At 59.4% G+C, this 23327-nt stretch carries 20 protein-coding genes; 18 read left to right on the top strand and 2 right to left on the bottom strand.

What is annotated here, in order from left to right; all coding sequences use genetic code 11:
- Nucleotides 1–4: 4 nt before the first annotated feature.
- Entirely contained in the window at nt 5–1438 is a 1434-nt protein-coding gene (tssA, locus tag GHO41_RS00540; protein ID WP_153432588.1) for a type VI secretion system protein TssA, read from the bottom strand.
- Nucleotides 1426–2100, bottom strand: coding sequence for a type VI secretion system-associated protein VasI (gene vasI, locus GHO41_RS00535; protein ID WP_228392726.1), 675 nt, complete (start codon nt 2098–2100; stop codon nt 1426–1428). The genes tssA and vasI overlap by 13 nt, the downstream gene beginning before the upstream one ends.
- A 332-nt stretch (nt 2101–2432) precedes the next feature.
- On the opposite strand from vasI, the gene tssB reads away from it, so the two are divergent.
- From tssB to GHO41_RS00445, 18 genes are all read left to right on the top strand, one after another.
- Nucleotides 2433–2948, top strand: a complete 516-nt coding sequence (tssB, locus tag GHO41_RS00530; protein WP_048373666.1) for a type VI secretion system contractile sheath small subunit — start codon at nt 2433–2435, stop codon at nt 2946–2948.
- A gap of 84 nt (nt 2949–3032) precedes the next feature.
- Nucleotides 3033–4505 carry a type VI secretion system contractile sheath large subunit gene (gene tssC / locus GHO41_RS00525; protein WP_153432614.1) on the top strand — a complete coding sequence of 491 codons (1473 nt, stop codon included), beginning with the start codon at nt 3033–3035 and terminating at the stop codon, nt 4503–4505.
- Nucleotides 4506–4922, top strand: coding sequence for a type VI secretion system baseplate subunit TssE (gene tssE, locus GHO41_RS00520; RefSeq protein ID WP_048373670.1), 417 nt, complete (start codon nt 4506–4508; stop codon nt 4920–4922).
- A gap of 11 nt (nt 4923–4933) precedes the next feature.
- Complete coding sequence (gene tssF / locus GHO41_RS00515) at nt 4934–6700, top strand: type VI secretion system baseplate subunit TssF (protein ID WP_153432587.1); 1767 nt, start codon at nt 4934–4936, stop codon at nt 6698–6700.
- Complete coding sequence (gene tssG / locus GHO41_RS00510; RefSeq protein WP_153432586.1) at nt 6664–7686, top strand: type VI secretion system baseplate subunit TssG; 1023 nt, start codon at nt 6664–6666, stop codon at nt 7684–7686. The genes tssF and tssG overlap by 37 nt, the downstream gene beginning before the upstream one ends.
- A complete protein-coding gene (tssJ, locus tag GHO41_RS00505; protein WP_153432585.1) occupies nt 7683–9110 on the top strand; it encodes a type VI secretion system lipoprotein TssJ in 1428 nt (475 codons plus the stop codon). Before tssG ends, tssJ begins: the two co-directional genes overlap by 4 nt.
- A gap of 37 nt (nt 9111–9147) precedes the next feature.
- Nucleotides 9148–10494 carry a type VI secretion system baseplate subunit TssK gene (gene tssK, locus GHO41_RS00500; RefSeq protein ID WP_153432584.1) on the top strand — a complete coding sequence of 449 codons (1347 nt, stop codon included), beginning with the start codon at nt 9148–9150 and terminating at the stop codon, nt 10492–10494.
- Nucleotides 10487–11293, top strand: a complete 807-nt coding sequence (icmH, locus tag GHO41_RS00495) for a type IVB secretion system protein IcmH/DotU (RefSeq protein ID WP_053225470.1) — start codon at nt 10487–10489, stop codon at nt 11291–11293. The genes tssK and icmH overlap by 8 nt, the downstream gene beginning before the upstream one ends.
- 129 nt (nt 11294–11422) lie before the next feature.
- The gene (locus tag GHO41_RS00490) at nt 11423–11935 is read left to right on the top strand and encodes an Hcp family type VI secretion system effector (protein WP_048373680.1); all 513 of its coding nucleotides are present in this window, start codon (nt 11423–11425) and stop codon (nt 11933–11935) included.
- Between the two features lie 103 nt (nt 11936–12038).
- Nucleotides 12039–14069 carry a type VI secretion system Vgr family protein gene (locus GHO41_RS00485; RefSeq protein WP_153432583.1) on the top strand — a complete coding sequence of 677 codons (2031 nt, stop codon included), beginning with the start codon at nt 12039–12041 and terminating at the stop codon, nt 14067–14069.
- Complete coding sequence (locus tag GHO41_RS00480; protein WP_053225214.1) at nt 14066–15004, top strand: hypothetical protein; 939 nt, start codon at nt 14066–14068, stop codon at nt 15002–15004. Before GHO41_RS00485 ends, GHO41_RS00480 begins: the two co-directional genes overlap by 4 nt.
- Nucleotides 15001–18360, top strand: a complete 3360-nt coding sequence (locus tag GHO41_RS00475) for a T6SS effector BTH_I2691 family protein (RefSeq protein ID WP_153432582.1) — start codon at nt 15001–15003, stop codon at nt 18358–18360. Before GHO41_RS00480 ends, GHO41_RS00475 begins: the two co-directional genes overlap by 4 nt.
- A gap of 157 nt (nt 18361–18517) precedes the next feature.
- Entirely contained in the window at nt 18518–19333 is an 816-nt protein-coding gene (locus GHO41_RS30625; protein WP_371928782.1) for a DUF6708 domain-containing protein, read from the top strand.
- A 56-nt stretch (nt 19334–19389) separates the two neighbouring features.
- Nucleotides 19390–20205 (top strand): DUF6708 domain-containing protein, encoded by an 816-nt coding sequence (locus GHO41_RS30620; RefSeq protein ID WP_371928781.1) that lies wholly within the window; start codon nt 19390–19392, stop codon nt 20203–20205.
- A 56-nt stretch (nt 20206–20261) separates the two neighbouring features.
- Nucleotides 20262–21077, top strand: coding sequence for a DUF6708 domain-containing protein (locus GHO41_RS30615; protein WP_371928780.1), 816 nt, complete (start codon nt 20262–20264; stop codon nt 21075–21077).
- 55 nt (nt 21078–21132) lie between these two features.
- Nucleotides 21133–21948 (top strand): DUF6708 domain-containing protein, encoded by an 816-nt coding sequence (locus GHO41_RS30610; protein WP_323370827.1) that lies wholly within the window; start codon nt 21133–21135, stop codon nt 21946–21948.
- A gap of 56 nt (nt 21949–22004) precedes the next feature.
- Nucleotides 22005–22820, top strand: coding sequence for a DUF6708 domain-containing protein (locus tag GHO41_RS30605; RefSeq protein WP_371928779.1), 816 nt, complete (start codon nt 22005–22007; stop codon nt 22818–22820).
- A 101-nt stretch (nt 22821–22921) separates the two neighbouring features.
- Nucleotides 22922–23179, top strand: a complete 258-nt coding sequence (locus tag GHO41_RS00445) for a PAAR domain-containing protein (RefSeq protein WP_048373686.1) — start codon at nt 22922–22924, stop codon at nt 23177–23179.
- The last annotated feature ends 148 nt before the right edge of the window (nt 23180–23327 follow it).

The raw sequence follows: 23327 nt of genomic DNA, 5'->3' as shown, positions 1-23327 counted from the left end.
GCTCCTACTCCTGAACGGCCTTGACCAACGCGGGGTTGCCAAGGTGCTGGGCCAACTTCTGATACAACTCGGGTTCCCACGCCTGGGCGCTGGTTTCGCGCATCACCCGGGCCACCCCGGCGTAAAGGTCATCGGCCAGCCAGGACAGGCCGCGGGCACCCAGCAAGTCAGCGGCGATCACCGTGGTGTGGCTGCGCTGGCGCGGGGCTTCATGGGCTGCGTGCAATGCCTGCAAACGCAGCAGCACCACCTCAACACCTTCGGTATTCAACTGAGTCACCAATTCGTCGCGCAGGCCCGCGTACTCAGGCACCGCACTGCTGGCGCCCTCGCGCTGATCGGCACCGCTGATCCAGGCCTGGGTTGACGCGTCGACGAAGGGCGTGCCGTCGCTGAAATTAAGCTCCAGCAAAGCCGGGAGCCGACACACCAGTCGCTCACAACAGCGGCGCACAGCCAAGGCCACGTCATCCATCGCCAGGCGCGAGGCCACCTGGGCCGCGAGGTAGCTGCCACGCAGCCAGTACGGCGAGGCCGCGACGCTTTTTTCAATGCGCAACAGCAAGGCGGGCTCAAGGGCATTGGCGCCCAGTGCTTCTTGATACGCGTCAACAATGTCTTGAGGCACCGCGCTTAATTCAGTGCGGCGGTCGCGGGTGATGGCCGGGGCGGCATGCAGGTGCGCCCACAAGCCAAAACGGCGCAGTTGATAGCCCACCGGGTCATAGAGGTCTTGTTGATTGAGTTGCTCGGCCATTGCCAGCAAGGCACGCCGTTGTTCACGTTCGCTGCCCACGGGCGGCGCGCTGGTGCGGGTAAACAAGGTCGGGTTCAGGACGCCGGAAGATGGGGCCTGGTTGGTCGACTCAGGCACCAGTGGCTCACTGTATTTGGCCAACTGACGTTGCAGTGCCTCAATCGGCGCCGAGTCGAGCTTGGCCGCGACTGCGCCGCGCGCAAGGTCGAGTAACGCCTGCTCCGCCGTGGCCTGATGCACCGGGGCAAAACTGCTGCGGTCCAGGCTCGACAGGGCTTGTCCCAACTCTTCAAGCAGGCGCTTGATCTGTTTGCGCTTGGCCAGATAGCCGGTCGGCCCGGGCTTGGGGTGGGCGCTGTCCCAATACAACTCGACGATACCCGCCAGCAAGCCCACGGCATCGGCCCAGCGCGCCCACTGCCGGGTGCGCAGCCACACCCCCTGCAAATGCCCGAGGATGCGCAAGTGCTTGCACTGTCTGGCCAAATACTGGCGGGACGCTTCATCGATATACGGCCAGTCGATGCTGGCTTCACGCAAGCCCCCGAGCTTGATCATTTCCTGATCAATTGCCTGATAGGTTTCGTCCTCGATATCGAAATACCCGGCGGGTTGTTCCGGTTCAATCGGCGCCAGCAACAGCGGGACAATATCGGCCGGTACCTCGATCACCAGCGGCATGCTTGACGCTCCTGCGCAATCAACGCGTCCAGGCCTTGCGCGTCAAACACCAGCCCATTCAGGGCTGCGTCCTGCGTGCTTTTCAGCTCCAGACGCTGGCTGCCCATGATCTGGCGCAACAGCGCAATGGTCGGTAACCCCCGACTGAACTCGACCACCAGCCCTGCTTCATCCATCACTTGCCATGTCGCGTTCGAGACCGGCTTGTCATCTGCAAACAGCTGGATACGGTGCTTGTTGCGCTTGCTTGGCTCATCGAGCACCAGTTGCAGGCGAGTGATTTTGGATTCGCAACTGATGGCCAAGGTAGGCCGGGGGGCAAACGCCCCCAGGGCCGGAGCAGAAATAACCACCCGTTGTGCTCGCTCGTCATCCAGCTCTGGCCAGTGGGATATCAAAAAGCGGAAGTCCCCGGGGCTGCGTCTGGCCTCATTGCGCTGCACCAGATCGACGATGGGCAACATTCGCCCCACATAAGTGATGGGTTGTGGCGCCATGCTGCGAATCGGCGTTCCGGCCGCCTGATCAAAGCATTCCAGACGCTTTAACGACGACACAACGGTCGTACAGTCTCGCGCTGCCGGCATGGCCAATGCCTGTTGCCCCGCCAGCACTAATAGAGAGGCGCCTAACGCCCATGCCCGCCCACTGCTTATTCGCATTTGCACCTCCTGTATGAATGATGGGCATGACATAACGCGCAAGATCCTTTCTCGCTGATAAAAAGTTCGACGTATAACGCCTTAATTGTCCGGAGCGTGGACTAACCGGCAATTAAGTAGCAAGTAAAACACTCCACAATTAACGTTATTAGTGCAATTAACAGACATATCCCTCAGCGACTTCCTGCAACTATGTAGGGCAAGTACTACCAAACTCATAATCGTAATTTCCTACAGAGAAAAGCCACACAACTAACGGCTTTGGCCGACATGACAGGCCTAGAGAAATCGGTTCCTAATAGGGCTACCTTCGAATGAAAAGGACTTTTCCCATGTCGAAAGCTCACGGTTCCGTAGCTCCAAAAGAACGCATTAACATCAAATACATTCCGGCCACAGGCGATCAACAGGCCGAAGTTGAATTGCCGTTAAAGTTACTGATAACCGGTGATTTTAAAGGCCACGGCGAAGAGTCCGCTCTTGAAGACCGACAACCCGTACGTATCGACAAAGACAACTTCAATGATGTACTGACCAAAGCCGAAGTGTCATTAGAAATGGCAGTGCCTTGCGTCTTGACCAACGATATCGAGAACGACTTGAGCATTAATTTGCAGTTCAAGTCGATTAACGATTTCGGCCCTGATGCCATCGCCCGCCAAGTGCCTGAAATGAACAAACTGCTGGAGTTACGCAACGCGCTGGTGGCGTTAAAAGGCCCGCTGGGCAATACCCCCGCCTTCCGCAAACAGTTGCAAAGCCTGCTGGCTGACGATGCTTCGCGCCAACGGCTTATTCGCGAACTGAACCTGACCCTGCCTGCCCCCAAGGATTCGCCTGACGCCTAGGCCCAAACGCCAAGCGTTACCTGCCTGTTCACTGCCCTGCGACTGCCGAAACCGAGCTCATAAAACGGAGTACCACCCATGCCGATGGAAAGTGCCAACGCCCAAATCCGGGTGACCGATGCCCCCACCTCGCTACTCGATCAACTGCTGGCCAACACCATGATGACCCCGGCCCAGGAAGGCTATGCGGTCGCCAGACAAGGCGTGGCCGCGTTCATCAGCGAGATATTGCAAAGCGGCCATCACGAACAGCCCGTGAACAAGTTCCGGGTTGATCAGATGATCAGCGAAATCGACCTTGCCTTGAGCAAGCAGATGGACGAAATCCTCCACCAGCCGCAGTTCCAGCAACTGGAATCGGCGTGGCGCGGGCTGAAACTGCTGGTGGATCGCACGGACTTTCGCGAGAACATCAAGCTCGACGTGCTGCATGTCACCAAAGAAGAAATGCTCGACGATTTCGACAACGCTGGCGATATCACCCGTAGCGGCCTCTACAAGCACGTGTACACCGCAGGCTACGGCCAGTTTGGTGGCGAACCCATCGCTGCCATGATCGGTAACTACACCTTCGGTCCTTCGTCACCGGACATCCGTTTGCTCAGCTATGTGGCCTCTGTAGGCGCCATGGCCCACGCACCGTTCGTCATGGCCGCCAGCCCCGAATTCTTCAATCTCAAAAGCTTCCAGGACCTGCCATCGATCAAGGAGGTCAACGACATCTTTGAAGGCCCCAGCCATACCAAATGGCGCAGCTTGCGCGAGATGGAAGACTCCAAATACATCGCCGCCACCCTGCCCAGCTTTTTGTTGCGCACGCCCTATGACGGCTTGGAAAACCCGGTGCGCAGCTTCAGTTACGACGAAGCCATCGACGGCCAGCATGACAACTACCTGTGGGGCAACACGGCCTTTTTGATGGCCACCCGACTCACCGACAGCTTCGCCCGTTACCGCTGGTGCCCGAACATCATCGGCCCGCAATCGGGGGGTGCGGTAGAGGATCTGCCGGTGCATTTGTATGAATCACTGGGCCAGTTGCAAGCCAAGATCCCCACCGAAGTGCTCATTTCTGACCGCAAGGAATATGAGCTGGCAGAAGCCGGTTTTATCCCGCTGACCATGCGCAAGGGCAGCGACAACGCGGCGTTTTTCTCGGCCAATTCCATTCAGAAACCCAAAGCCTTCCCCAAGACCCGCGAAGGTCAGGAGGCCCAGACCAACTACAAGCTCGGCACGCAATTGCCCTACCTGTTTATCGTCAACCGCCTGGCCCACTACATCAAAGTCCTGCAACGCGAGCAGATCGGCAGCTGGAAAGAACGCCAGGACATGGAGCGCGAACTCAACACCTGGCTCAAGCAGTACATCGCCGATCAGGACAACCCTTCAGCCGATGTGCGCAGCCGTCGCCCGTTGCGCGCGGCCCAGATTGATGTGCAGGACGTGGCTGGTAACCCGGGCTGGTATCAGGTGTCGTTGTCGATCCGCCCGCACTTCAAGTACATGGGCGCCAACTTCGAGATCTCACTGGTCGGTCGGCTGGACACCCAGTAATTGGGCCGCGCCAGCCTGTTCGAACGTCTGGAGCCTGACGCACCGCGCTACCGCCCGGGCACCGCGGACGAACAGGCCCGCCAGCGTATCGACGCGATCAAGCGCCATCTGGAGCACGTACTCAATGCCCGCCAGGGCTGCTCGCAAAGCAGCCCTGAACTGGGCCTGCGCGACTTCAATGGCGCAGCCCAGGGCAGCTCTGACTTGGTGATCGCTATCAGCGCCGACATACGCCGCTCAATCGAAGCATTCGAACCAAGGATCAAGGTCGTTGGCGTGCGCTATCAGCCCGACCCGGATTTACCGCTGGAGCTGAACTTTCGCCTCGATTGCCAGGTGCAGCTCAACCACAAGGACGAAAGGGTGCTGATCGACGTGGCCATGCACGGCCGCGACGGCTACACCCGCGTGAAATAAAGGGGGACGTCATGGGCTTGAAAGAACGCTTTGCCGAAGAGATGCGTTACTTGCGTGAGCTGGGCCGTGAGTTTGCCGAGGACAACCCGCAACTGGCGCAGTTTTTGGGTGACAAGGCCAACGACCCGGATGTGGAACGGCTGCTGGAAGGCTTTGCGTTTCTCACCGCCAAGCTCTGCATGAAGATTGACGATGACCTGCCGGAGTTGACGCATCCGCTGCTGCAAATGCTCTGGCCCAACTATTTGCGGCCATTGCCCAGTTGCACCATCGTGCGTTTCAAACCGCTGCCCGACGCCATCAGCCAGCGCCAGGTGCTGCCCAAAGGCACACCGCTGTTTGCCAAACCGGTGGACGGCATCAGTTGCGAATTTCGCACCTGCACCGAGGTCAGTCTGTACCCGCTGGCGGTCAAATGCGTGAGCGATGCCCACAGCCGCGAAGCCTCGGTGGTGCGCATCGACCTCAGCGTATTGACCCGGCAACCGCTGAACAGCCTGGGCTGCGATCAACTGGATTTTCACCTGGGCGGTGGCAACGCCACGGCGCAAACCCTGTACCTGTGGATCGCCCATTACCTCAAAAGCGTGACCCTGTACGTCAATGGCACCGCCTACGGGCTGAACCCCCAAGACATCGGCTTTCCGGGGTTTACCCCGCAAGAGGCGTTGCTGCCCTACCCGCGCAATGTCTTCGACGGCTATCGGATCTTGCAGGAATACTTCGTGTTCCCGCAGCGCTTTCACTTCTTTAGCCTGACCCGTCTGGGCAAAGCCTGGCCTGCCATCAGCACCGATGAGATTCGCTTCGAGTTCCAGTTCTCCCGGCCCATGCCCGGCGACATTCGTTTACAGACCCACGACCTGCACCTGTTCTGCGCCCCGGCGGTCAACCTGTTCAGTCACGATGCCGAACCCATTGCCCTGGACGGGCGCAGCCTGGAACAGCGGGTCATCCCCACCGGGCAGCGCCCTGACGCCTATGAGATTTTCAGTGTCGACCGCGTGGCCGGCTGGAGCGCCAGCGACAAAGAACACAAGGGCGACCCGCTGCGCACCTTTACGCCTTTTGAGTCTTTTCAGCATGAGATCGAACACGCCCAGGGCCGCACGGCGCTGTACTTTCGCACCCACATCGAAGAGTCCCATGGCCGCGAGGGGTTGCAGCAGCGCATTGCCTTTGTGCGCGGCGATGAACGCGACTACATCGGCGAGCATGAAACCGCGTCCATCGAACTGACCTGCAGCAACCGTGATTTACCCCAGGCGCTGGGCATTGATGACGTGTCGCTGTCGACCGAGACCACGCCGTCCTTTGCCACCTACACCAACCTGATCGCGCCCACCCGCTCGTATCGCCCGGTGCTGGACGCCAGCCTGCACTGGACGCTGATTTCCAACCTGTCACTGAACTACCTGTCACTGCTCTCGGCAGAGCCGCTCAAGGCGGTGATCCGCGCCTATGACTTTGCCGCCTTGCACGACCTGCAACAGACCCGCGCCACCCGCAAGCGCCTGGACGGGATTGGCGAAGCCGTCACCACGCCCATTGACTGGCTGATGAAGGGCCTGCCCGTGCGCGGCCTGCACACCCGCTTGAAGCTGGACCAGCAGGCGTTCCTCTGCGAGGGCGAGCTGTACCTGTTCGCCAGCGTGCTTTCGCACTTCTTCGCGCTCTACGCAAGCATCAACTCCTTCCACATGCTGGAAGTGATCAATACCACTAACAACGAGTGCTATGAATGGCCACTGTTGACTGGCAGACAACCCGTGATCTAGCCGACACGCTCCTGGCCGATGCGCGGAACTACTCGTTCCATCGTCTGCTGGAACACCTGCACGCGCTGCACGACGATGACCTGGAAGCCCAGCCTGCAAGCCGCGCCAGCCGTCGCCGGATTCGTTTGCAAAGCCACGCGGGCATGGGCTTTCCGGCCTCGGACCTGACCGTTGCCGAGCGTGTCGATGAAACGCTCGGCAACGAGCGCTACCGCGTGCAAACCACGTTTCTGGGCTTGCAGGGTGCCGACTCGCCGCTGCCCGGTTATTACCTGGACCGCCTGGCCTATGAGCAAGCGCAGGGCCGTGGCATTCGCCCCGAGTTCCTCGATTTTTTCAATCATCGCCTGCTGACCTTGCTGCACCACAGCTGGCGAAAATATCGCTACTACATCCGCTTCCAGGCAAACGCTCGCGACCGCTTCTCGCGCTATGTGTTTTCCCTGATTGGCCTCAATGACAACGACCTGCGCGGCGCGACACCGCTGCCCTGGGGGCGTCTGTTGAGCTTTGCCGGGTTGATTGCCAGCCGCAGCCGTGCGCCGTCAGTGGTGAGCGGGATTGTGGAGCATTGTTTTGATCTGCACGGCGTTTACATCCGTGAGTTTGAACCGCGCTCGGTGCCCTTGCTCAAGCGCCATCGCGTGGCCCTCGGCTCACTTAACTGTGTACTCGGGGAGAACTTCACCATCGGCGACCGTGCCCGCACACGCGCCAGCCAATTCACCCTGGTGATCCCCAACCTGTCGCAAAAGCGCTTCCGGGAGTTCCTGCCCAGCGGGGGCCAGTGTGCACGGCTGCGCCAGTTACTGGATTTTCTGGCGCGGGATGTACCGGCTTATTACGTGGAACTGGGCCTGCGCGAAGAAGACGTGCCGCCGTTCAACCTGCGCCGCGAAGGCGGGACTCACTTGGGCTGGACCAGTTTCATCGAGTGCCAGGCACAACGTCACCCCGCCGTGGTACGGATCAGGGGGCGCGCATGAACCTCACGTTGGTCATCAGCAACCCCGCGCAATTACTCCACGGTTGCCAGCCCACCCACCGTTTTGCCTTGCACGGCGGCAGCATCGGCAGTGTGGACTGCGACTGGCTGCTCAACGACCGCAGCCACAGCGTTCGCCCCCACCATTGCCAGATCCACTGGCTGGGCAATCGCGCCTGCGTCACCGATCACTGCGGCCACACCTATGCCAACGGCCATGCCCTGCCCTTGGGCCGTGGCACCACCGTGCAGTTGAACGAGGGGGATTTTTTACACATCGGCGACTACCAAATCGCCGTGCACCTGGATGCCCATGAGCTGACAGACGACCGTCGCCACCTGAGCCAGCGCTCGCTCAATGAACTGCTCACCGGCCGCCGGGATGGACTTGAAGACTGGAACGCCCACACGTTGCCTTTTCTGCCCCCGGCAGACACAAACACGCACATCTGCCACGAATTTGAGCAGTTGAGTCGCCCTCTGGACCCCGCCCGGGAGAGCGACCCGCTGCTGGCACTGGAGGCGATCACCGCAGCGCCGCCATTGCACGACGTGCTGGATTATGCAGCCCATGCCAGCGCTGACAAACCCCGCGTCGAGCGCGCAAAACCCCACCGCGCCGTGCACCTCGACAGCACGCACATGGGCGGCCATATCCGCTTCGCCCTGTTGCTGCTCGGCTGCCTGGCGTTGGTCGGTTGCACCCTGCTCGGCAAGATCGGCCAGGTGATCTGGACGCCGTCGATCCCGGTGGGCGGACCTGATGATCAACCCAGCCGCTACTCGTTGAGCCTGTATGCCAGCCACAGCGTCAATCAGCGCCTGATCATCCCCGGAGCCGGCCCCGCCGAAACGCCGATTCGTTCGCCCTATACCGTGAGCGTGGAGGCCGCCAGCCCGCAGGCGCTGACCGAGCAATTGCAGGCGCTGCTGGATCACGTTCACGAGACCGTCACGCCGCAGTCAGCGGGCCTGCCAGAGCCCGACACGGACACACAAATGTCTGTGGTTGAAGCCTCGCCCTTTGGCGACTACGACGCCCCCGGTGTCAGTTTGTCTACCCCGCAAGACGCTGAAGCGCCGCGCTCCATCGCCAGCCCCATCGGGTTCAAGGTGCTGCAACTGAGCGATGACAGCCTGCTGCGCAACGCCAGTCTCCAGACGCTGACGGATGACCTGAAAAAGACCTTGGGCAGCACCTGGATCCGCGCCGACGACTACCTGCTGCAGCCGGGCCAATTCAAATTTATCGACCCGCAGAGCCTGGACGAAGACACGCGTTTTATCGCGGTGATCGCCCACTACTACGACGCCGACAACGCCCAGTGGAAGCAGACCCTGCGCGTAGACCCCAAGGGCCATCAATACGCGCTGCTGGTGCAACTGGACGCCGCCAGCGTTGAGCTCAAAGGGGAAACCCGATGAATGCCTTTTCTCCCCCTTTCACGCAGAGAGCCCACTGATGAGTTCACGTCACCCGGTCATTTGGTACGAGGGGTTGTTCGTCAAACCCCAGCATTTCCAGCAACAGGCCCGCGCCGCCGAAGCGGCCGTGCAGCAACGCCTCAACAGCCTCAACGACGCGCTCTATGGTTTCAGCGAACTGGCGCTCAACAGCGAGTACCTGAGCTTTGGCAAGATCGCCCTGACCCGGGCACGCGGGATCATGCCCGACGGCAGCGTCTTTGATATTCCCACTGATCAGGCGCCACCCACCCCGCTGGAAATTACCCACAGCAGTGCGGCCAACCAGACCGTGTTCCTGACGCTGCCGCTCAAGTCGGCTCAGGCCCTGGAGATACGCTGGCCCGAAGGCTATGCCAATAGCCGTTACCTGGCCCAGCAGGTGGATGTGCGTGACACCCACAGCGAAGTCGGCGATGTGACCACGATGAATGTGGCCGTGCCCAACCTCAAGCTGATGCTTGAGGACGAAGACCGCAGCGCCTTCACCTGCATTGCCGTGGGCAAGATCCTCGATAAACGCCCGGACGGCAGCCTGGTGATGGACGAGCATTTTTACCCCACTTGTGTGTCCTTGCAGGCCGTACCGGTGCTGCAACGCTACCTCGGTGAAGTGGCCGGGCAGATCCGCGAGCGGGCCAAAAACCTGGCTGAACGCATCGGCTCGTCGGGGCAATCGGGGGTGGCCGATGTCACCGATTTCAACCTGCTGCAAACCCTCAACCGGATGTACCCGCTGTTCCAGCACCTGGCCCGGCAACGCCATGTCCACCCCGAGCGGCTGTACATCACCTTCGCCCAGGCCTGCGGCGAACTGGTGACCTTTACCGACGAGGGCCGCCTGCCCCAGGAGTACCCGGCCTACCAGCACGACAACTTGCGGGCCTGCTTCAAACCGCTGGAGCACACCTTGCGCCGGGCGCTGGGGACCGTCTTGCAGCCACGCGCCGTGTCGCTGCCCATCGTCGCCCAGGAATTCGGCGTGCTCACTGCGCTGCTGGGCGACAAACGCCTGCTGGACTCTGCCGAGTTCATCCTCGCGGTACGCGCCAATCTGCCGCTGGAAACCCTGCGCGAGCAGTTGCCCAAACAGATAAAGATCAGCGCCACCGAAGCCTTGGGCGAACTGGTCAGTTTGCAGTTACCGGGCATTGCCCTGATCCCGCTGCCCGTGGCGCCGCGCCATCTGCCGTTCCATTCCGGCTTCAGCTACTTCGAACTCGACCGTCATCACCCTGGCTGGCAGAGCCTGAGCACGGGCAGCGGGTTTGGCTTCCATGTCGCCGGCGACTTCCCCGAACTGGAACTGCAGTTCTGGGCGATCAGGAGTGAAAAAAATGAGTGAAGACACCACGTCAGCACCCTCCATCAAGGACCTTCAGGGCGCGATCACCTCCGACGAGACGGTGATCACAGAGCAGACGCAAACGTACCTGGCCGACCCTGAATTCGAGTTGCGCGGTCTGGCCTGGAATCCGTTGTGCGACCCGGCCATGCCCCTGATCGGCCTGCTGATTCGCCTGCGCCACCTGGACCGGCATGCCGATATCAACGCGCTGTACCGCGACCTGCATAACCAGATCAGCACGATCATGGAAGAGCTCAACTCGCTGGACTATGACCCCGGCGCCCTCAAGGCATATTCCTACAGCCTGTGCCTGCTGGTGGACGAAGTGGTGATGAGTACGCCGTGGGGCAGGTGTTCAAACTGGAGTACGCGCTCGCTGCTCAGCGTGTTTCATCATGAATCCTGGGGTGGCGAGAAGTTCTTCACCCTGCTCGCCCGCATGGCCACCGACGCCGCCAAATACCAGCATGTGCTGGAGTTCATGTACCTGTGCCTGTGCACGGGCCTCAAGGGCAAACACGGCAACGTGCCCCGAGGCGATGACGAACTGCAACGGATCATCAATCACCTGCACGGCCTCTTGCGCCCGCTGCGCGGCGAGACGCCCAAACGCCTGACCGAGCCCCTGACCCACGTCGCCCCGCGTAACTACCGCATCAAACGCGCGTGGCCGTTGTGGACACCTTGGGCCATGGCGGGTGCGGTGCTGGTCGTGGCGTACACGGTGTACGCCGTGCGTTTGCACGGCATCACCCAGCAAGTGCTGGTTTCCCTCGACCGGATTCTCACGCTGTAGCCGATTTTCAGCGCGCCCGCATCGGGCGCCTGCAAACCCTTGGCCCTTGCCGGGCCATAAACCCATGCCGTCACACCGACGGTAGCAACCCCATCGGGTTGTTCTATTGATCGTTACAAGGAGTTTGTCATGCCAACACCTGCCTACATCAGCATCCACGGCCAGACCCAGGGCCACATCACCAAAGGCGCGTTTACCGGCGACTCGGTGGGCAACGTGTATGTGGAAGGCCATGAGGACGAAATTCTGGCCCAGGAAGTCGACCACCTGATCAGCACCCCCACCGACCCGCAAAGCGGCCAGCCTTCGGGGCAACGGGTACACAAACCGCTGATCTTCACCAGTGCCTTGAGCAAGGCCTCGCCCATGCTCTACCAGGCGCTGGCCACCGGCGAAATGCTGCCCACCGTTGAGGTCAAGTGGTTCCGTACCTCCACCGATGGCAAACAGGAGCACTTCTTCACCACCAAGCTGGAAGACGCCACCGTCGTCGAAATACACACCCTGCTGCCTCACGCCCAGGACAGCGATAACGCCAACTACACCCAACTGATCAAGACCAGCCTGGCCTACCGCAAGGTCAGTTGGAGCCACGTGGTTGCAGGGACCGAAGCCTCAGACGACTGGCGCAAGCCGGTTTAACCCACCGCTGTTTCTGCCCGCTCTGGCAGGCAGTTTTATGTGTTCGCCAGCGCACGCCCCGTCGCCATGACGGGGCGTGCGGTAGCGTGCCTCAGGAGCGCCCATGCCCCGTCAAAGCGATCTGCGTTTTACCTTCGAGCCCCTGCAAGGCGATGCCTTTGAGGTGGTCGAGTTCAAGCTCGAAGAAGGCTTGTCGCAACCCTTCAAATTAACCCTGGACCTGGTCAGCCACGACCCGGCAGTGGACTTTAATCGTGTCCTTGATTTGGGCGCGCTGTTCACGGTCTGGCGCGGCGAAACGCCGGTGCGCTATGTCCATGGTCTGGTCAGTCTGTTCCGTCAGGGCGACACCGGTTTTCGCCGTACCCGCTACCACGCGGTGATCGAACCGACCTTGGCCCGCGCGGGCCTGCGCTCCAACTGGCGGATGTTTCAGTACAAAACCGTACCCGAGATCATCACCCTGGTGCTCAAGGGGCAACGCATCACCGACCTGGAAAAACAGATCTGTTTCGATCACCAGACCCGCGAATACTGCGTGCAGGCGGGTGAAACCGATCTCGACTTTATTGCCCGCCTCGCCGCTGAAGAAGGCCTCCTTTACACCTTCGAACACCGCACCGATGGCCACACCTTGATCCTCACCGATCGTGTTGGCGGCCTTGGCACCATCGGCACCCACAAAGACTGCCCGGTGCTTTACCAGCCCATGGGCGGCGGCGATTCGGCAGAGCCTGCCCTGCATCGCTTCAGCTACACCGAGCAGGTGCGCACTTCTCGGCAAGTCCAGCGCGATTACACCTTTACCCACCCGCGCTACAACCAGCAACACACCGCCGATGGCGGCCTGGCCCTGAAAAACCAGCACAAGGACTACGAGCGCTACGACTACCCCGGCCGCTATAAACGCGATGCGGCGGGTAAACCTTTTACCAAAACCCGCCTCCACGCCTTGCGCAGCGACGCGCGCATGGCCGAACTCGAAGGCGACGACGCCCGCTTGCAACCCGGTCTGGCCTTCGACCTCAGCGAACACCCGCGCCCGGATTTCAACGACCGCTGGCGCAGCATCGCCCTTGAACACACCGGCAAACAGCACAGCAGCCTGCAAGAAGAAGCCGGCGGCAGCGACTACAGCAGCACCTACCATTTAAAGGCCAGCGCCATCCGCTGGGACGCCGAGTGGAAAGCCCCGTTGCAGCCCAAACCCTGCATCGATGGCCCGCACACCGCCACCGTGGTCGGCCCGCCGGGGGAAGAGATCTACTGCGACGAATGGGGCCGGGTCAAAGTCAGCTTCCCGTGGGACCGAGACAGCCAGGAAAACGACCACAGCTCCTGCTGGATCCGCGTCACCCAAGGCTGGGCGGGCACCTTATGGGGCGCCATGGCCGTGCCGCGCATCGGCCAGGAACTGATCATCAGCTACCTCGACGGCGACCCCGACCAACCCATCGCCACCGGCAGAGCCTACCGCCAGGCCAACCTGCCGCCCTACGAACTGCCCAAACACAAAACCCGCATGACCATCAAAAGCCGCACCCACAAAGGCACGGGCTTTAACGAACTGCGTTTTGAAGACGAGGTGGGCCAGCAAGAGGTTTACATCCATGCCGAGCGGGACAAGAACGTTTACATCAAGCATGACAACACGACGTTTGTGGGCAATGACAGGAAGGAGGAAGTAGGCAATGACGAACACCTCTGCATTGCACATGACCAGTCCAATGAGATCGGACGAGACCGCTCGCTTTCCATCGGGCGTAACCATGATGTCAGCATCGGCAAAGACCTTTGGCAGCAGGTCGGCAATGATCGCTACGACTCCACCACCGCTAATCACCAAAGCGAAGTCGGTGGCCACAGCCAAAGCACGATCAAAGGCCAGCATCGTTTGACCGCAGGCCAAGGCATGCATCAAGCCACCACGGTCTATCAACTGCAGGCCAGTGAACGCGTGGTGTTCCAGGGCCCCGGCGGCAGTATCACGCTAGATGCACAGGGCATTCATCTCAATGGCGTTGCAATCACCCTGCAGGGCCCGGTGACGGCTAAAGCAGCGGGTGAAGGTAATGCCCTGGCGCTGACGTTGCTGCCCGATACAGGCCAGACCTGCGTGGAGAAAAACCGATGACCCCGGCCACTGTTCAGGCATTCGTCGCACAACACCATGCGCCCGACGACACGCTGTACTTGCTGCTCGATCTGTCGGCCGACTGCGCCTCGGACGACCCGTTGCACATTGAGGCGTTGCATCAAACCCTCGGCCGGGAAGCCATTACGCCCCTGCTGCGTCCCGATTTGATGCATACGCCATTAGCTTGCCCCGTGCTCGTGACTCTGGCCGAGCCGGGCAGGTCGCCCTCACAACAGCTGTTGGCACTCTCGGCTCTGCGCGCAAAAGATGATTTTTTCCGCCACAAACGCTATGTGTGTGGCTGGCTCAGCAGTGGCGCCAATGCACAGACCGTCAGCGCCCACGTCATCGCTCTGGGCCAACTGACGCAGGGGCAGACACGCACGTATTTCCCGGTGCATGAACCCCTTCGCCTGGAGTTGCTCGTCGCCACTTACCGTCGTAATGAACCGGGGCCGTGGTGGCCAGTTCGACACTGGCTGCTGCCCACTAGCAGCGGCGACAGCGGTATGCTGACAGGCATCCCCGATCAGGGTTCTGCTCCCGACGAGCGCGCTTACGCCATACAGCAGGATGTGCCCATGGTGTCTGCACTGCTGAGCAGTTGGCGGCGGGCGCTGCAAGTGCCACTCACCTATGCACCTGATCGCTGGAACGGCCCTACAGCACTCCCGCCGCTAGCCGCTGCAAAGGCTTACATGCAAATCCGCCAAGCCCGCACGCTGGGGCTCGCACAACAACCCGACCTCCTGACACTGGCCTTGTTCCACCTGATGCTGCACCCGCGTCTGCATGAGCATGCCGGCGTTCGCAGCGTGATCAAGCAGGCTGTCCAAGAACAGCGACCGCTCAGCACCTTGTTTGCTCTCTTCAACGACAGCGCCTGGAGGCAGGCTGTGGAGGATTTATTCTATGCCGGAGCTTGTCCATGACTGTGGGTACACAACTCAACATCGCCATCAGCGAAACGGCCGTTTCAACGGACCGTTGCAGGGCCTGTCAACGTAAGGGCCTGCCCATTCTGCCGTTGCGCCACGCCCTCGTGCCGCGCTCACGGGATGAACAAACCCGACCCGATACCGTACAAACTGATACGCGCATGGGGTTGCGCACCTTGCGTGCGGGCTACCTCTACGTGCTGCTGGATCGTTCGATCTGGCAGGCTTATCAGGTGACGCCGGACGGCTATTTGCGCCAGTTCAACCCCTACGAGCCCGCGCCCGCCAACGAGGCTTCTCTGTCCGATGCATGCGTCAGCGCCCATCACGATGGCCCGGCATCGTTCCTCAACATAGACACCGACAAACACGCCACCGCCTGGCTGGCCTTTGCCAGCGACCCTTGGCCTGCCAGCGTGCTGGACGGTTACAAAGCCGGTCGCGCTCCAGAGCGCTTTCAAAAGCTCGACCTCGCCAGCGCACGCGACAATCCGGCCAGCGTCGGCCTGGCCATGAACACTGAAAACCTGCAGGTGGACAAGCAGGTCTACGAGTACCAAGCGCATAAAACCGAAGCCTCATCCGCAGTCCTAACACTTAACCCTCCGGTAAAAGACTGGCGCTTCTACGAGCACTCACAACAAGCGCACACGCCGTATTTTGATAGCGTGCACGGGTTCTGCAGCCGGGCCCATCGTGTGGGCGCGCTGAAGGGCTTTGTGATTAGCGCCATCGCGACCCATAAACTCCAGCAAGGCGTACTGGCCTTTGTGCTGGATGACACCATCGGTCTGGTGCAGGAATACAACGGCCTGCGTAACGGCTGGATCGAGACCCGACAACAGTGGATGAGCGAGCCAGAGCGGGCCTACAAATACCAGACCTCTCAGCTGTTGCTGGCTATCCGCGTCGTAAACCGTGAAACCGCTGACAATCAGACACCGCCAGCGATTGATCCTGTCAGTGGCGATGGCCCACCGGACTTTTCCAGCCCCGAGGTGCAACGCGAACGACTCGTACGGCAAAGAACCCTGAGCGCCGATGAGGCGCTGGAAGAGCGTTACGACGAACAAGCCCGCGCGCTGTTTCAGCGACTTTATGAAGAGGCGTTGGCGAACTACCAGCGCTATATCGATCAGAGCGCACACGCCTACGTTGCCGCCTGCCGCTCACAGCAGTTTGTACGAATCGAGCAACATGACTACGACGGGGCCAACCGCCCGTCAGGGCTGGCCTACTGCCAAACCATGGCACGCTGCCTGGAGGGCGGCATCAGCGAGGCGCCGCCCCCGCAAGACAAAGACTCGCACACCCAAAACCCTCCTGCAGACACCGGCCCCACGGCATCACTGTGGAGCGATTGGCTAAACAATCCGCAAAGCCCGGTCTATCGCGCCCTGTTAGTCCGTGACAAAAAACTGCTGGCAGACTTGCTGCCCAGCTTTAACGCTGAGACAGATGAGAGTGAGTGGAACGACACTGAAAAACTCTATTCCACGATTGTCGCGCTCATCGGCAGCGACGAGTTCAAACACTCTGTTCGCCCTCATCTGCAACTGGCCATGGCGCAACTTCTGGGGGCTCTCAACAGCGCGGCGGCCCGCTTGCAACCGGCGCTCAGCCCGGCTGTGGCGCGTGTTGTGTCGCGTCTTAACAGTGCCGTGCAACTGCTCTATAACGGCGTGCATCTGACCCAGCTCAAAGTGACGATGACTCTGGGTCAGTACTACGCCCTGCAATCCGAATACCTGCGCAGCCTGCAACAAAAAGCCGCTGATGCCATCGACCGCACCTGGGACAGCGCGAAAGACAAATTGGGAGAGATCGACCATGAGGCCCGCCAAGCGCGCAAACAGGTACGCCCGATCATCCAGAACGGCCTGCTCAGCCTGGCGGTATTGCACCCCAAAATAGCTGACCATGCCGTGACCATCAGCGTTTGGGTCGAAGGTAAAGTCACCGAACTGCAAGACAGCCTGATGCGCCAGGCCAACCTGGGCGTGGATCATCTGGGCCGAAGCGCGCACGCCTTGCTGGTGAACGTCACCGTCGGTTTTGGCACCCTCGACCCGCAAACGCGCAAGCTGCTGCAAGGCCTCAAAGTATCAACCCAACAAGCGGCGCACTGGGTACGCACCGGATTTACCGGGCTGCGCGGTGTCGCCACCAGCAGCGAACTGCTGCTGGCCATTGGCGGGCTCTACTTGGTCAGCGACTCATTGAAGAAGAACATTGAAGAAGCGGAAAAGGCCATTGGGGATAAATCCGATGAGGCCAGGTTGGCGCTGTTTGGGAGTAGCTTGGGGGTGTTGGGTGGCGGGATTGAAGTCGTAGGCATTGCACTGGAAAAAGGAGCGGAGCAGGCGCAAAAGATCGGCGGATTATCTGCCCGGGCATCCGCAGCCGCCAAAGCAACGGCACACGCTGGCAACATTGTTATAAGGGTTGGGGGCAGTATTAGTGCTGTGTCGGGTCTTTATGATGCGACTCAAGCGGGGTTTGCCGCTAGTCGTAGTTCGAAGGGGGGGGACATTTATGCGTCTTACGCGTACGCCTCCTCCACGATACTTTCCGGCTTGGGAGCAGGACTGGGCATTTTGGCTGCTGCTACGGGTGCTAGCACGCTGCTAGGTCCACTCGGCATAGCCTTACTGCTCGGTTTAGCAGGATACGCATTGTTCAAATGGGCAGATGGAAAAGAGTCAAAAGCTCTCGACCGCTGGGCACGCCGCTGCTACTTCGGTTTTCACAATGAAACACCCCCCGTTCATTGGGACAAACCTGAACATGCCGCCATGGCCATTGCCGAACTCAACGCCGCGACCATGGGGGTTGAGGCGGGCGTCAACTTCAGCTTGCGACTCGTCGAAACCGACTCTCCCGGCAACATGGGCAAGAGCTCGGCAATCCTCAGGCGACAACTGGAATATCGCTTGATCCTGCCGCTCTTCGATGCCGAGCGTTCGGCGTATCGCTGGTCACTTACGGTCCATCGCCACGGCGATGGTGCGGCCGATCAGTACTTGGGCGGTGAAGTCGTGGCGCAAGGCAATTTGAACCCACCCGGGCTGGCGACACCGGCCAGCAAGCGTCAAACAGCACTGGCCGTTCCCAAACTGCCAAAAAAACCGGATTACCAGTCCAACAGCACCACACCCACCCTAAACATTCGGACGGTCACGTCGGCCGATGCCCGCACACTGCAAGTAAAAGACATCAAAGGCGCGATTGAACTGATGCCCGATAGCCGTCGACACAACATCGAAGCGGCCACTTTGTCCCTGACCTACTGGCCAAATCGCGACATTCTCGATGCCTATGCGGAACTCACCTTAATGGATCACCAGTAAACCACATGGCCTGTCTGCTGTTAGTCCGCTTATTTCGTATCTGTCCTACGGCAAACCTTGCTGCAAGCCATTAACACTTAACTTGCCCTTTTACTGCTGGCTTCCTTCTCGAAAGATCGAAGAGGCAAATGGCGCTTACCTGAACTGGAAAGAACACATGTTATTTAAAACACCTCTACTCGATAAACCGGCCCCGGGCTGGAAGCGTGATTTACCGGGGCCAAACGAGCCTCCATCCATAGAGCCTTACCCGCCAGTACTCACTAATCCTCCCAATCATGTTGATGATGTCTACCTTGAGTTGTCGCGCGCCTCGATGAGGATGCGTGGAGTTGGTGTTTGTATTGCTCCTTTTTTTTTCTTACTCTCAACCATCGCACCAATCTTTTTGATCTCAGACATATTCAAACTTGAAAGCACCCCGCCTCTAGTTCCAAGCATCCTCTTATTAATAGCTTTTGCTGTCGCTCTATGGTCAGGTATCTACGTCTGGCGAATGGACACTTCAGCCCCACGCGACGAGCCCATTCGTTTCAACCGCGCCCGACGCAAGGTCTATGTCTACCGCTTCCGTCACAACGGCCTCAAGCCCTTCAGCCGCAGCGCCTGGGGGGCACGCGCTGAAGTGTATGACTGGGACAATCTGCACGCCGAGGCCTGCAGCATTTATGGCGCGATGGGGAGCGGTGGTCTGATTGAGACGGTCACCTTGGCTGTGCTGGAGCCCGGCACCTACAAGGTGATTGATCGCTTTCATTTCGCCCATGAGCTGCAGCAAGGTGAAATGTACTGGGCCATGGCCCAGCTCTTTATGCAGCAAGGCCCGCAAGCGCTGCCCTTGTTCCCGCGTCCGCCCCGTGACTGGAACAACGAAAAAATACGCTTCAATCTCGCCCGCCGCCTCGCGCCCAAAGTGCACTGGCCAGAGGCTATCGATCTGGAGTCACGCTCGGCGCCATCGATGCACGGCTAACCCTCATATTTCGTTCGCCCTGTGGCTGCCTGCTCACTGCGAACTGGAACGTACTTATGCTATTTAAAACACCTCTACTCGATAAACCGGCTCCGGGCTGGAAGCGTGATTTACCGGGGCCAAACGAGCCTCCATCCATAGAGCCTTACCCGGCAGTACTTACTAATCCACCCAATCATGTTGATGATGTGTACCTTGAATTGGCGCGCGCAACGATGAGGGTTCGGGGTGTTGGTATTTTAATAGGGCCTTTTCTTTTGTTGCTTTCTATGATTCCACCTCTCATATGGATTGTTCTTTTTAGAGCAACGGAAAACATCCCTTCTTTGGCTTTTTACTTCTTCGGGCTATTTGCGTTTATAGCTCCCCTATGGGCGGGTATACACATCTGGAAAATGGACGCTGAAGCCCCACGCGACGAGCCCATCCGTTTCAACCGCGCCCGACGCAAGGTCTATGTCTACCGCTTCCGTCATAACGGCCTCAAGCCCTTCAGCCGCAGCGCCTGGGGGGCACGCGCTGAAGTGTATGACTGGGACAATCTGCACGCCGAGGCCTGCAGCATTTATGGCGCCATGGGCAGCGGCGGCTCGATCCAGACAGTCACGCTGGCAGTACTGGAGCCCGGTACCCGTAAGGTAGTCGACCGTTTTCACTTCGCCCACGATATACAGCAAGGTGAAATGTACTGGGCCATGGCCCAGCTCTTTATGCAGCAAGGACCGCAAGCGCTGCCCTCGTTCCCGCGTCCGCCCCGTGACTGGAACAACGAAAAAATACGCTTCAACCTCGCCCGCCGCCTCGCGCCCAAAGTGCACTGGCCAGAGGCTATCGATCTGGAGTCACGCTCGGCGCCGTCGATGCACGACTAACCCTCATATTTCGTTCGCCCTGTGGCTGCCTGCTCACTGCGAACTGGAACGTACTTATGTTATTTAAAACACCTCTACTCGATAAACCGGCCCCGGGCTGGAAGCGAGATTTACCGGGCCCAAACGAGCCTCCATCTAAAGAACCTTACCCGCCAGTACTCACTAATCCTCCCAATCATGTTGATGATGTGTACCTTGAGTTGGCGCGCGCCACGGTAAGAACTCGGGGCGTTGGTGCTTGGTTAGCTCCTTTTCTTCTTTTGATTTCATTGATCCCCCCGGCTACGTGGATCGACTCTATCGCAAGCGGAGCTTCCTTCCCCTCACTTGCCATCAGTGTGGCTCTTTTGTTCGCCTCCATTGCACCTCTATGGCTAGGTATTTACATCTGGCGAATGGACACTTCAGCCACACGCGACGAACCCATCCGCTTCAACCGCGCCCGACGCAAGGTCTATGTCTACCGCTTCCGTCACAACGGCCTCAAGCCCTTCAGCCGCAGCGCCTGGGGGGCACGCGCTGAAGTGTATGACTGGGACAATCTGCACGCCGAGGCCTGCAGCATTTATGGCGCCATGGGCAGCGGCGGTCTGATTGAGACGGTCACTCTGGCCGTTCTGGAGCCTGGCACCTACAAGGTGATTGATCGCTTTCATTTCGCCCATGAGCTGCAACAAGGTGAAATGTACTGGGCCATGGCCCAGCTCTTTATGCAGCAAGGCCCGCAAGCGCTGCCCTTGTTCCCGCGTCCGCCCCGTGACTGGAACAACGAAAAAATACGCTTCAACCTCGCCCGCCGCCTCGCGCCCAAAGTGCACTGGCCAGAGGCTATCGACCTGGAATCACGCTCGGCGCCATCGATGCACGGCTAACCTCATATTTCGTTCGCCCTGTGGCTGCCTGCTCACTGCGAACTGGAAAGAACGCATGTTATTTAAAACACCTCTACTCGATAAACCGGCCCCGGGCTGGAAGCGTGATTTACCGGGGCCAAACGAGCCTCCATCCATAGAGCCTTACCCGCCAGTACTCACTAATCCTCCCAATCATGTTGATGATGTGTACCTTGAGTTGGCGCGCGCCACGATGAGGATGCGTGGGGTAGGCGTTTGGCTAGCTCCTTTTAATTTCCTGCTGTCCATAGCTTTCCCGGCCATTCTGATTGTGTATGCAGTCACACAACATAGAGCGCCTTCGCTATCTCTAGTCTTAGTTGGCCTGTGCGGGTGTATTACAGCCCTATGGGCGGGCATGTACTTCTGGAAAATGGACACTGAAGCCCCACGCGACGAGCCCATCCGTTTCAACCGCGCCCGACGCAAGGTCTATGTCTACCGCTTCCGTCACAACGGCCTCAAGCCCTTCAGCCGCAGCGCCTGGGGGGCACGCCCTGAAGTGTATGACTGGGACAATCTGCACGCCGAAGCCTGCAGCATTTATGGCGCCATGGGCAGCGGCGGCTCGACCCAGACAGTCACGCTGGCAGTACTGGAGCCCGGTACTCATAAGGTAGTCGACCGTTTTCACTTCGCCCACGATATCCAGCAAGGTGAAATGTACTGGGCCATGGCCCAGCTCTTTATGCAGCAAGGCCCGCAAGCGCTGCCCTCGTTCCCGCGCCCGCCCCGTGACTGGAACAACGAAAAAATACGCTTCAACCTCGCCCGCCGCCTCGCGCCCAAAGTGCACTGGCCAGAGGCTATCGACCTGGAGTCACGCTCGGCGCCGTCGATGCACGGTTAACCCTCATATTTCGTTCGCCCTGTGGCTGCCTGCTCACTCCGAACTGGAACGTACTTATGCTATTAAAAACACCTCTACTCGATAAACCGGCTCCGGGTTGGAAGCGTGATTTACCGGGTCCCAACGAGCCTCCATCCATAGAGCCTTACCCGCCAGTACTCACTAATCCACCCAATCATATTGACGATGTCTACCTTGAGTTGGCGCGCGCAACGATGAGGATGCGTGGGATTGGTGTTTGGTTAGCACTTTTTATATTTCTGTTATCAATGATTTTTCCCGCTGGATTAATTATTTTTGTTGTAACAGTGCAGTATTCTCCTCCTTTGATGCTGAGCTTTTTCGGTTCTGTTCTGTTTATTACAGGCTCATCGTTCGGAGTCTACATCTGGAGAATGGACACTGAAGCCCCACGCGACGAACCCATCCGTTTCAACCGCGCCCGAGGCAAGGTCTATGTCTACCGCTTCCGTCATAACGGCCTCAAGCCCTTCAGCCGCAGCGCTTGGGGGGCTCGCGCTGAAGTGTATGACTGGGACAATCTGCACGCCGAGGCCTGCAGCATTTATGGCGCTATGGGCAGCGGTGGTCTGATTGAGACGGTCACTTTGGCCGTTCTGGAGCCCAGCACCCGCAAGGTGATTGATCGCTTTCATTTCGCCCATGAGCTGCAACAAGGTGAAATGTACTGGGCCATGGCCCAGCTCTTTATGCAGCAAGGTCCGCAAGCGCTGCCCTTGTTCCCGCACCCGCCCCGCGACTGGAACAACGAAAAAATACGCTTCAACCTCGCCCGCCGCCTCGCGCCCAAAGTGCACTGGCCAGAGGCTATCGACCTGGAGTCACGCTCGGCGCCGTCGATGCCCGGCTAACCACTCCTGTTACTGCTTTTAACCTCACACCCCACGTTCCGTTGCGCAGGTTTCAAGCGCAGCGCAATCCCCCCTGCGACATCACTTTTTGAGGATTTTCTATGCCTGCAGTCGTACTGGTCGGCCATGACCACATTTGCCCGCTGTGCGGCCCCACCACGGTTAACAGTGGCGCAGCAGCTTTCAATATCAACAACAGCGCGGTCGCGCGTGTTGGCGACACTTTGGGTTGCGGTGCTGTCATTACCAGCGGTTCGGCTCTGATGACCATCGAGGGCAAAGCCGTCGCACGCGTAGGTGATACCACTGACCACGGCGGATCGCTGGAAAACGGCGATGCCAGCTGGCTGGTCGATTAACGCTTACCAATGACCAGGAGACGCCCATGTGCCATCAACACGATCTGCGCTTTATCTTCGAGCCCCTGCCGGACGATGCCTTTGAGGTTTTTCTACAGATTTTGACCAGCCGGTTTCGCCTGAAGCCCACCCGTATTCAACGCCCTCG

This window comes from Pseudomonas sp. FSL R10-0399 (genome assembly GCF_009600165.1).
Lineage (GTDB): Bacteria > Pseudomonadota > Gammaproteobacteria > Pseudomonadales > Pseudomonadaceae > Aquipseudomonas > Aquipseudomonas helleri.
Note: the sequence above shows the minus strand (reverse complement) of the source record. Positions and strands in the feature narration are given on the sequence as shown.

Bases quoted from the DNA above. Each gene is read 5' to 3' on its own strand.
- tssA (WP_153432588.1), bottom strand. From the start codon at position 1,438: ATGCCGCTGGTGATCGAGGTACCGGCCGATATTGTCCCGCTGTTGCTG.
- vasI (WP_228392726.1), bottom strand. From the start codon at position 2,100: ATGCGAATAAGCAGTGGGCGGGCATGGGCGTTAGGCGCCTCTCTATTA.
- tssB (WP_048373666.1), top strand. From the start codon at position 2,433: ATGTCGAAAGCTCACGGTTCCGTAGCTCCAAAAGAACGCATTAACATC.
- tssC (WP_153432614.1), top strand. From the start codon at position 3,033: ATGGAAAGTGCCAACGCCCAAATCCGGGTGACCGATGCCCCCACCTCG.
- tssF (WP_153432587.1), top strand. From the start codon at position 4,934: ATGGGCTTGAAAGAACGCTTTGCCGAAGAGATGCGTTACTTGCGTGAG.
- tssG (WP_153432586.1), top strand. From the start codon at position 6,664: ATGGCCACTGTTGACTGGCAGACAACCCGTGATCTAGCCGACACGCTC.
- tssJ (WP_153432585.1), top strand. From the start codon at position 7,683: ATGAACCTCACGTTGGTCATCAGCAACCCCGCGCAATTACTCCACGGT.
- tssK (WP_153432584.1), top strand. From the start codon at position 9,148: ATGAGTTCACGTCACCCGGTCATTTGGTACGAGGGGTTGTTCGTCAAA.
- icmH (WP_053225470.1), top strand. From the start codon at position 10,487: ATGAGTGAAGACACCACGTCAGCACCCTCCATCAAGGACCTTCAGGGC.
- GHO41_RS00490 (WP_048373680.1), top strand. From the start codon at position 11,423: ATGCCAACACCTGCCTACATCAGCATCCACGGCCAGACCCAGGGCCAC.
- GHO41_RS00485 (WP_153432583.1), top strand. From the start codon at position 12,039: ATGCCCCGTCAAAGCGATCTGCGTTTTACCTTCGAGCCCCTGCAAGGC.
- GHO41_RS00480 (WP_053225214.1), top strand. From the start codon at position 14,066: ATGACCCCGGCCACTGTTCAGGCATTCGTCGCACAACACCATGCGCCC.
- GHO41_RS00475 (WP_153432582.1), top strand. From the start codon at position 15,001: ATGACTGTGGGTACACAACTCAACATCGCCATCAGCGAAACGGCCGTT.
- GHO41_RS30625 (WP_371928782.1), top strand. From the start codon at position 18,518: ATGTTATTTAAAACACCTCTACTCGATAAACCGGCCCCGGGCTGGAAG.
- GHO41_RS30620 (WP_371928781.1), top strand. From the start codon at position 19,390: ATGCTATTTAAAACACCTCTACTCGATAAACCGGCTCCGGGCTGGAAG.
- GHO41_RS30615 (WP_371928780.1), top strand. From the start codon at position 20,262: ATGTTATTTAAAACACCTCTACTCGATAAACCGGCCCCGGGCTGGAAG.
- GHO41_RS30610 (WP_323370827.1), top strand. From the start codon at position 21,133: ATGTTATTTAAAACACCTCTACTCGATAAACCGGCCCCGGGCTGGAAG.
- GHO41_RS30605 (WP_371928779.1), top strand. From the start codon at position 22,005: ATGCTATTAAAAACACCTCTACTCGATAAACCGGCTCCGGGTTGGAAG.
- GHO41_RS00445 (WP_048373686.1), top strand. From the start codon at position 22,922: ATGCCTGCAGTCGTACTGGTCGGCCATGACCACATTTGCCCGCTGTGC.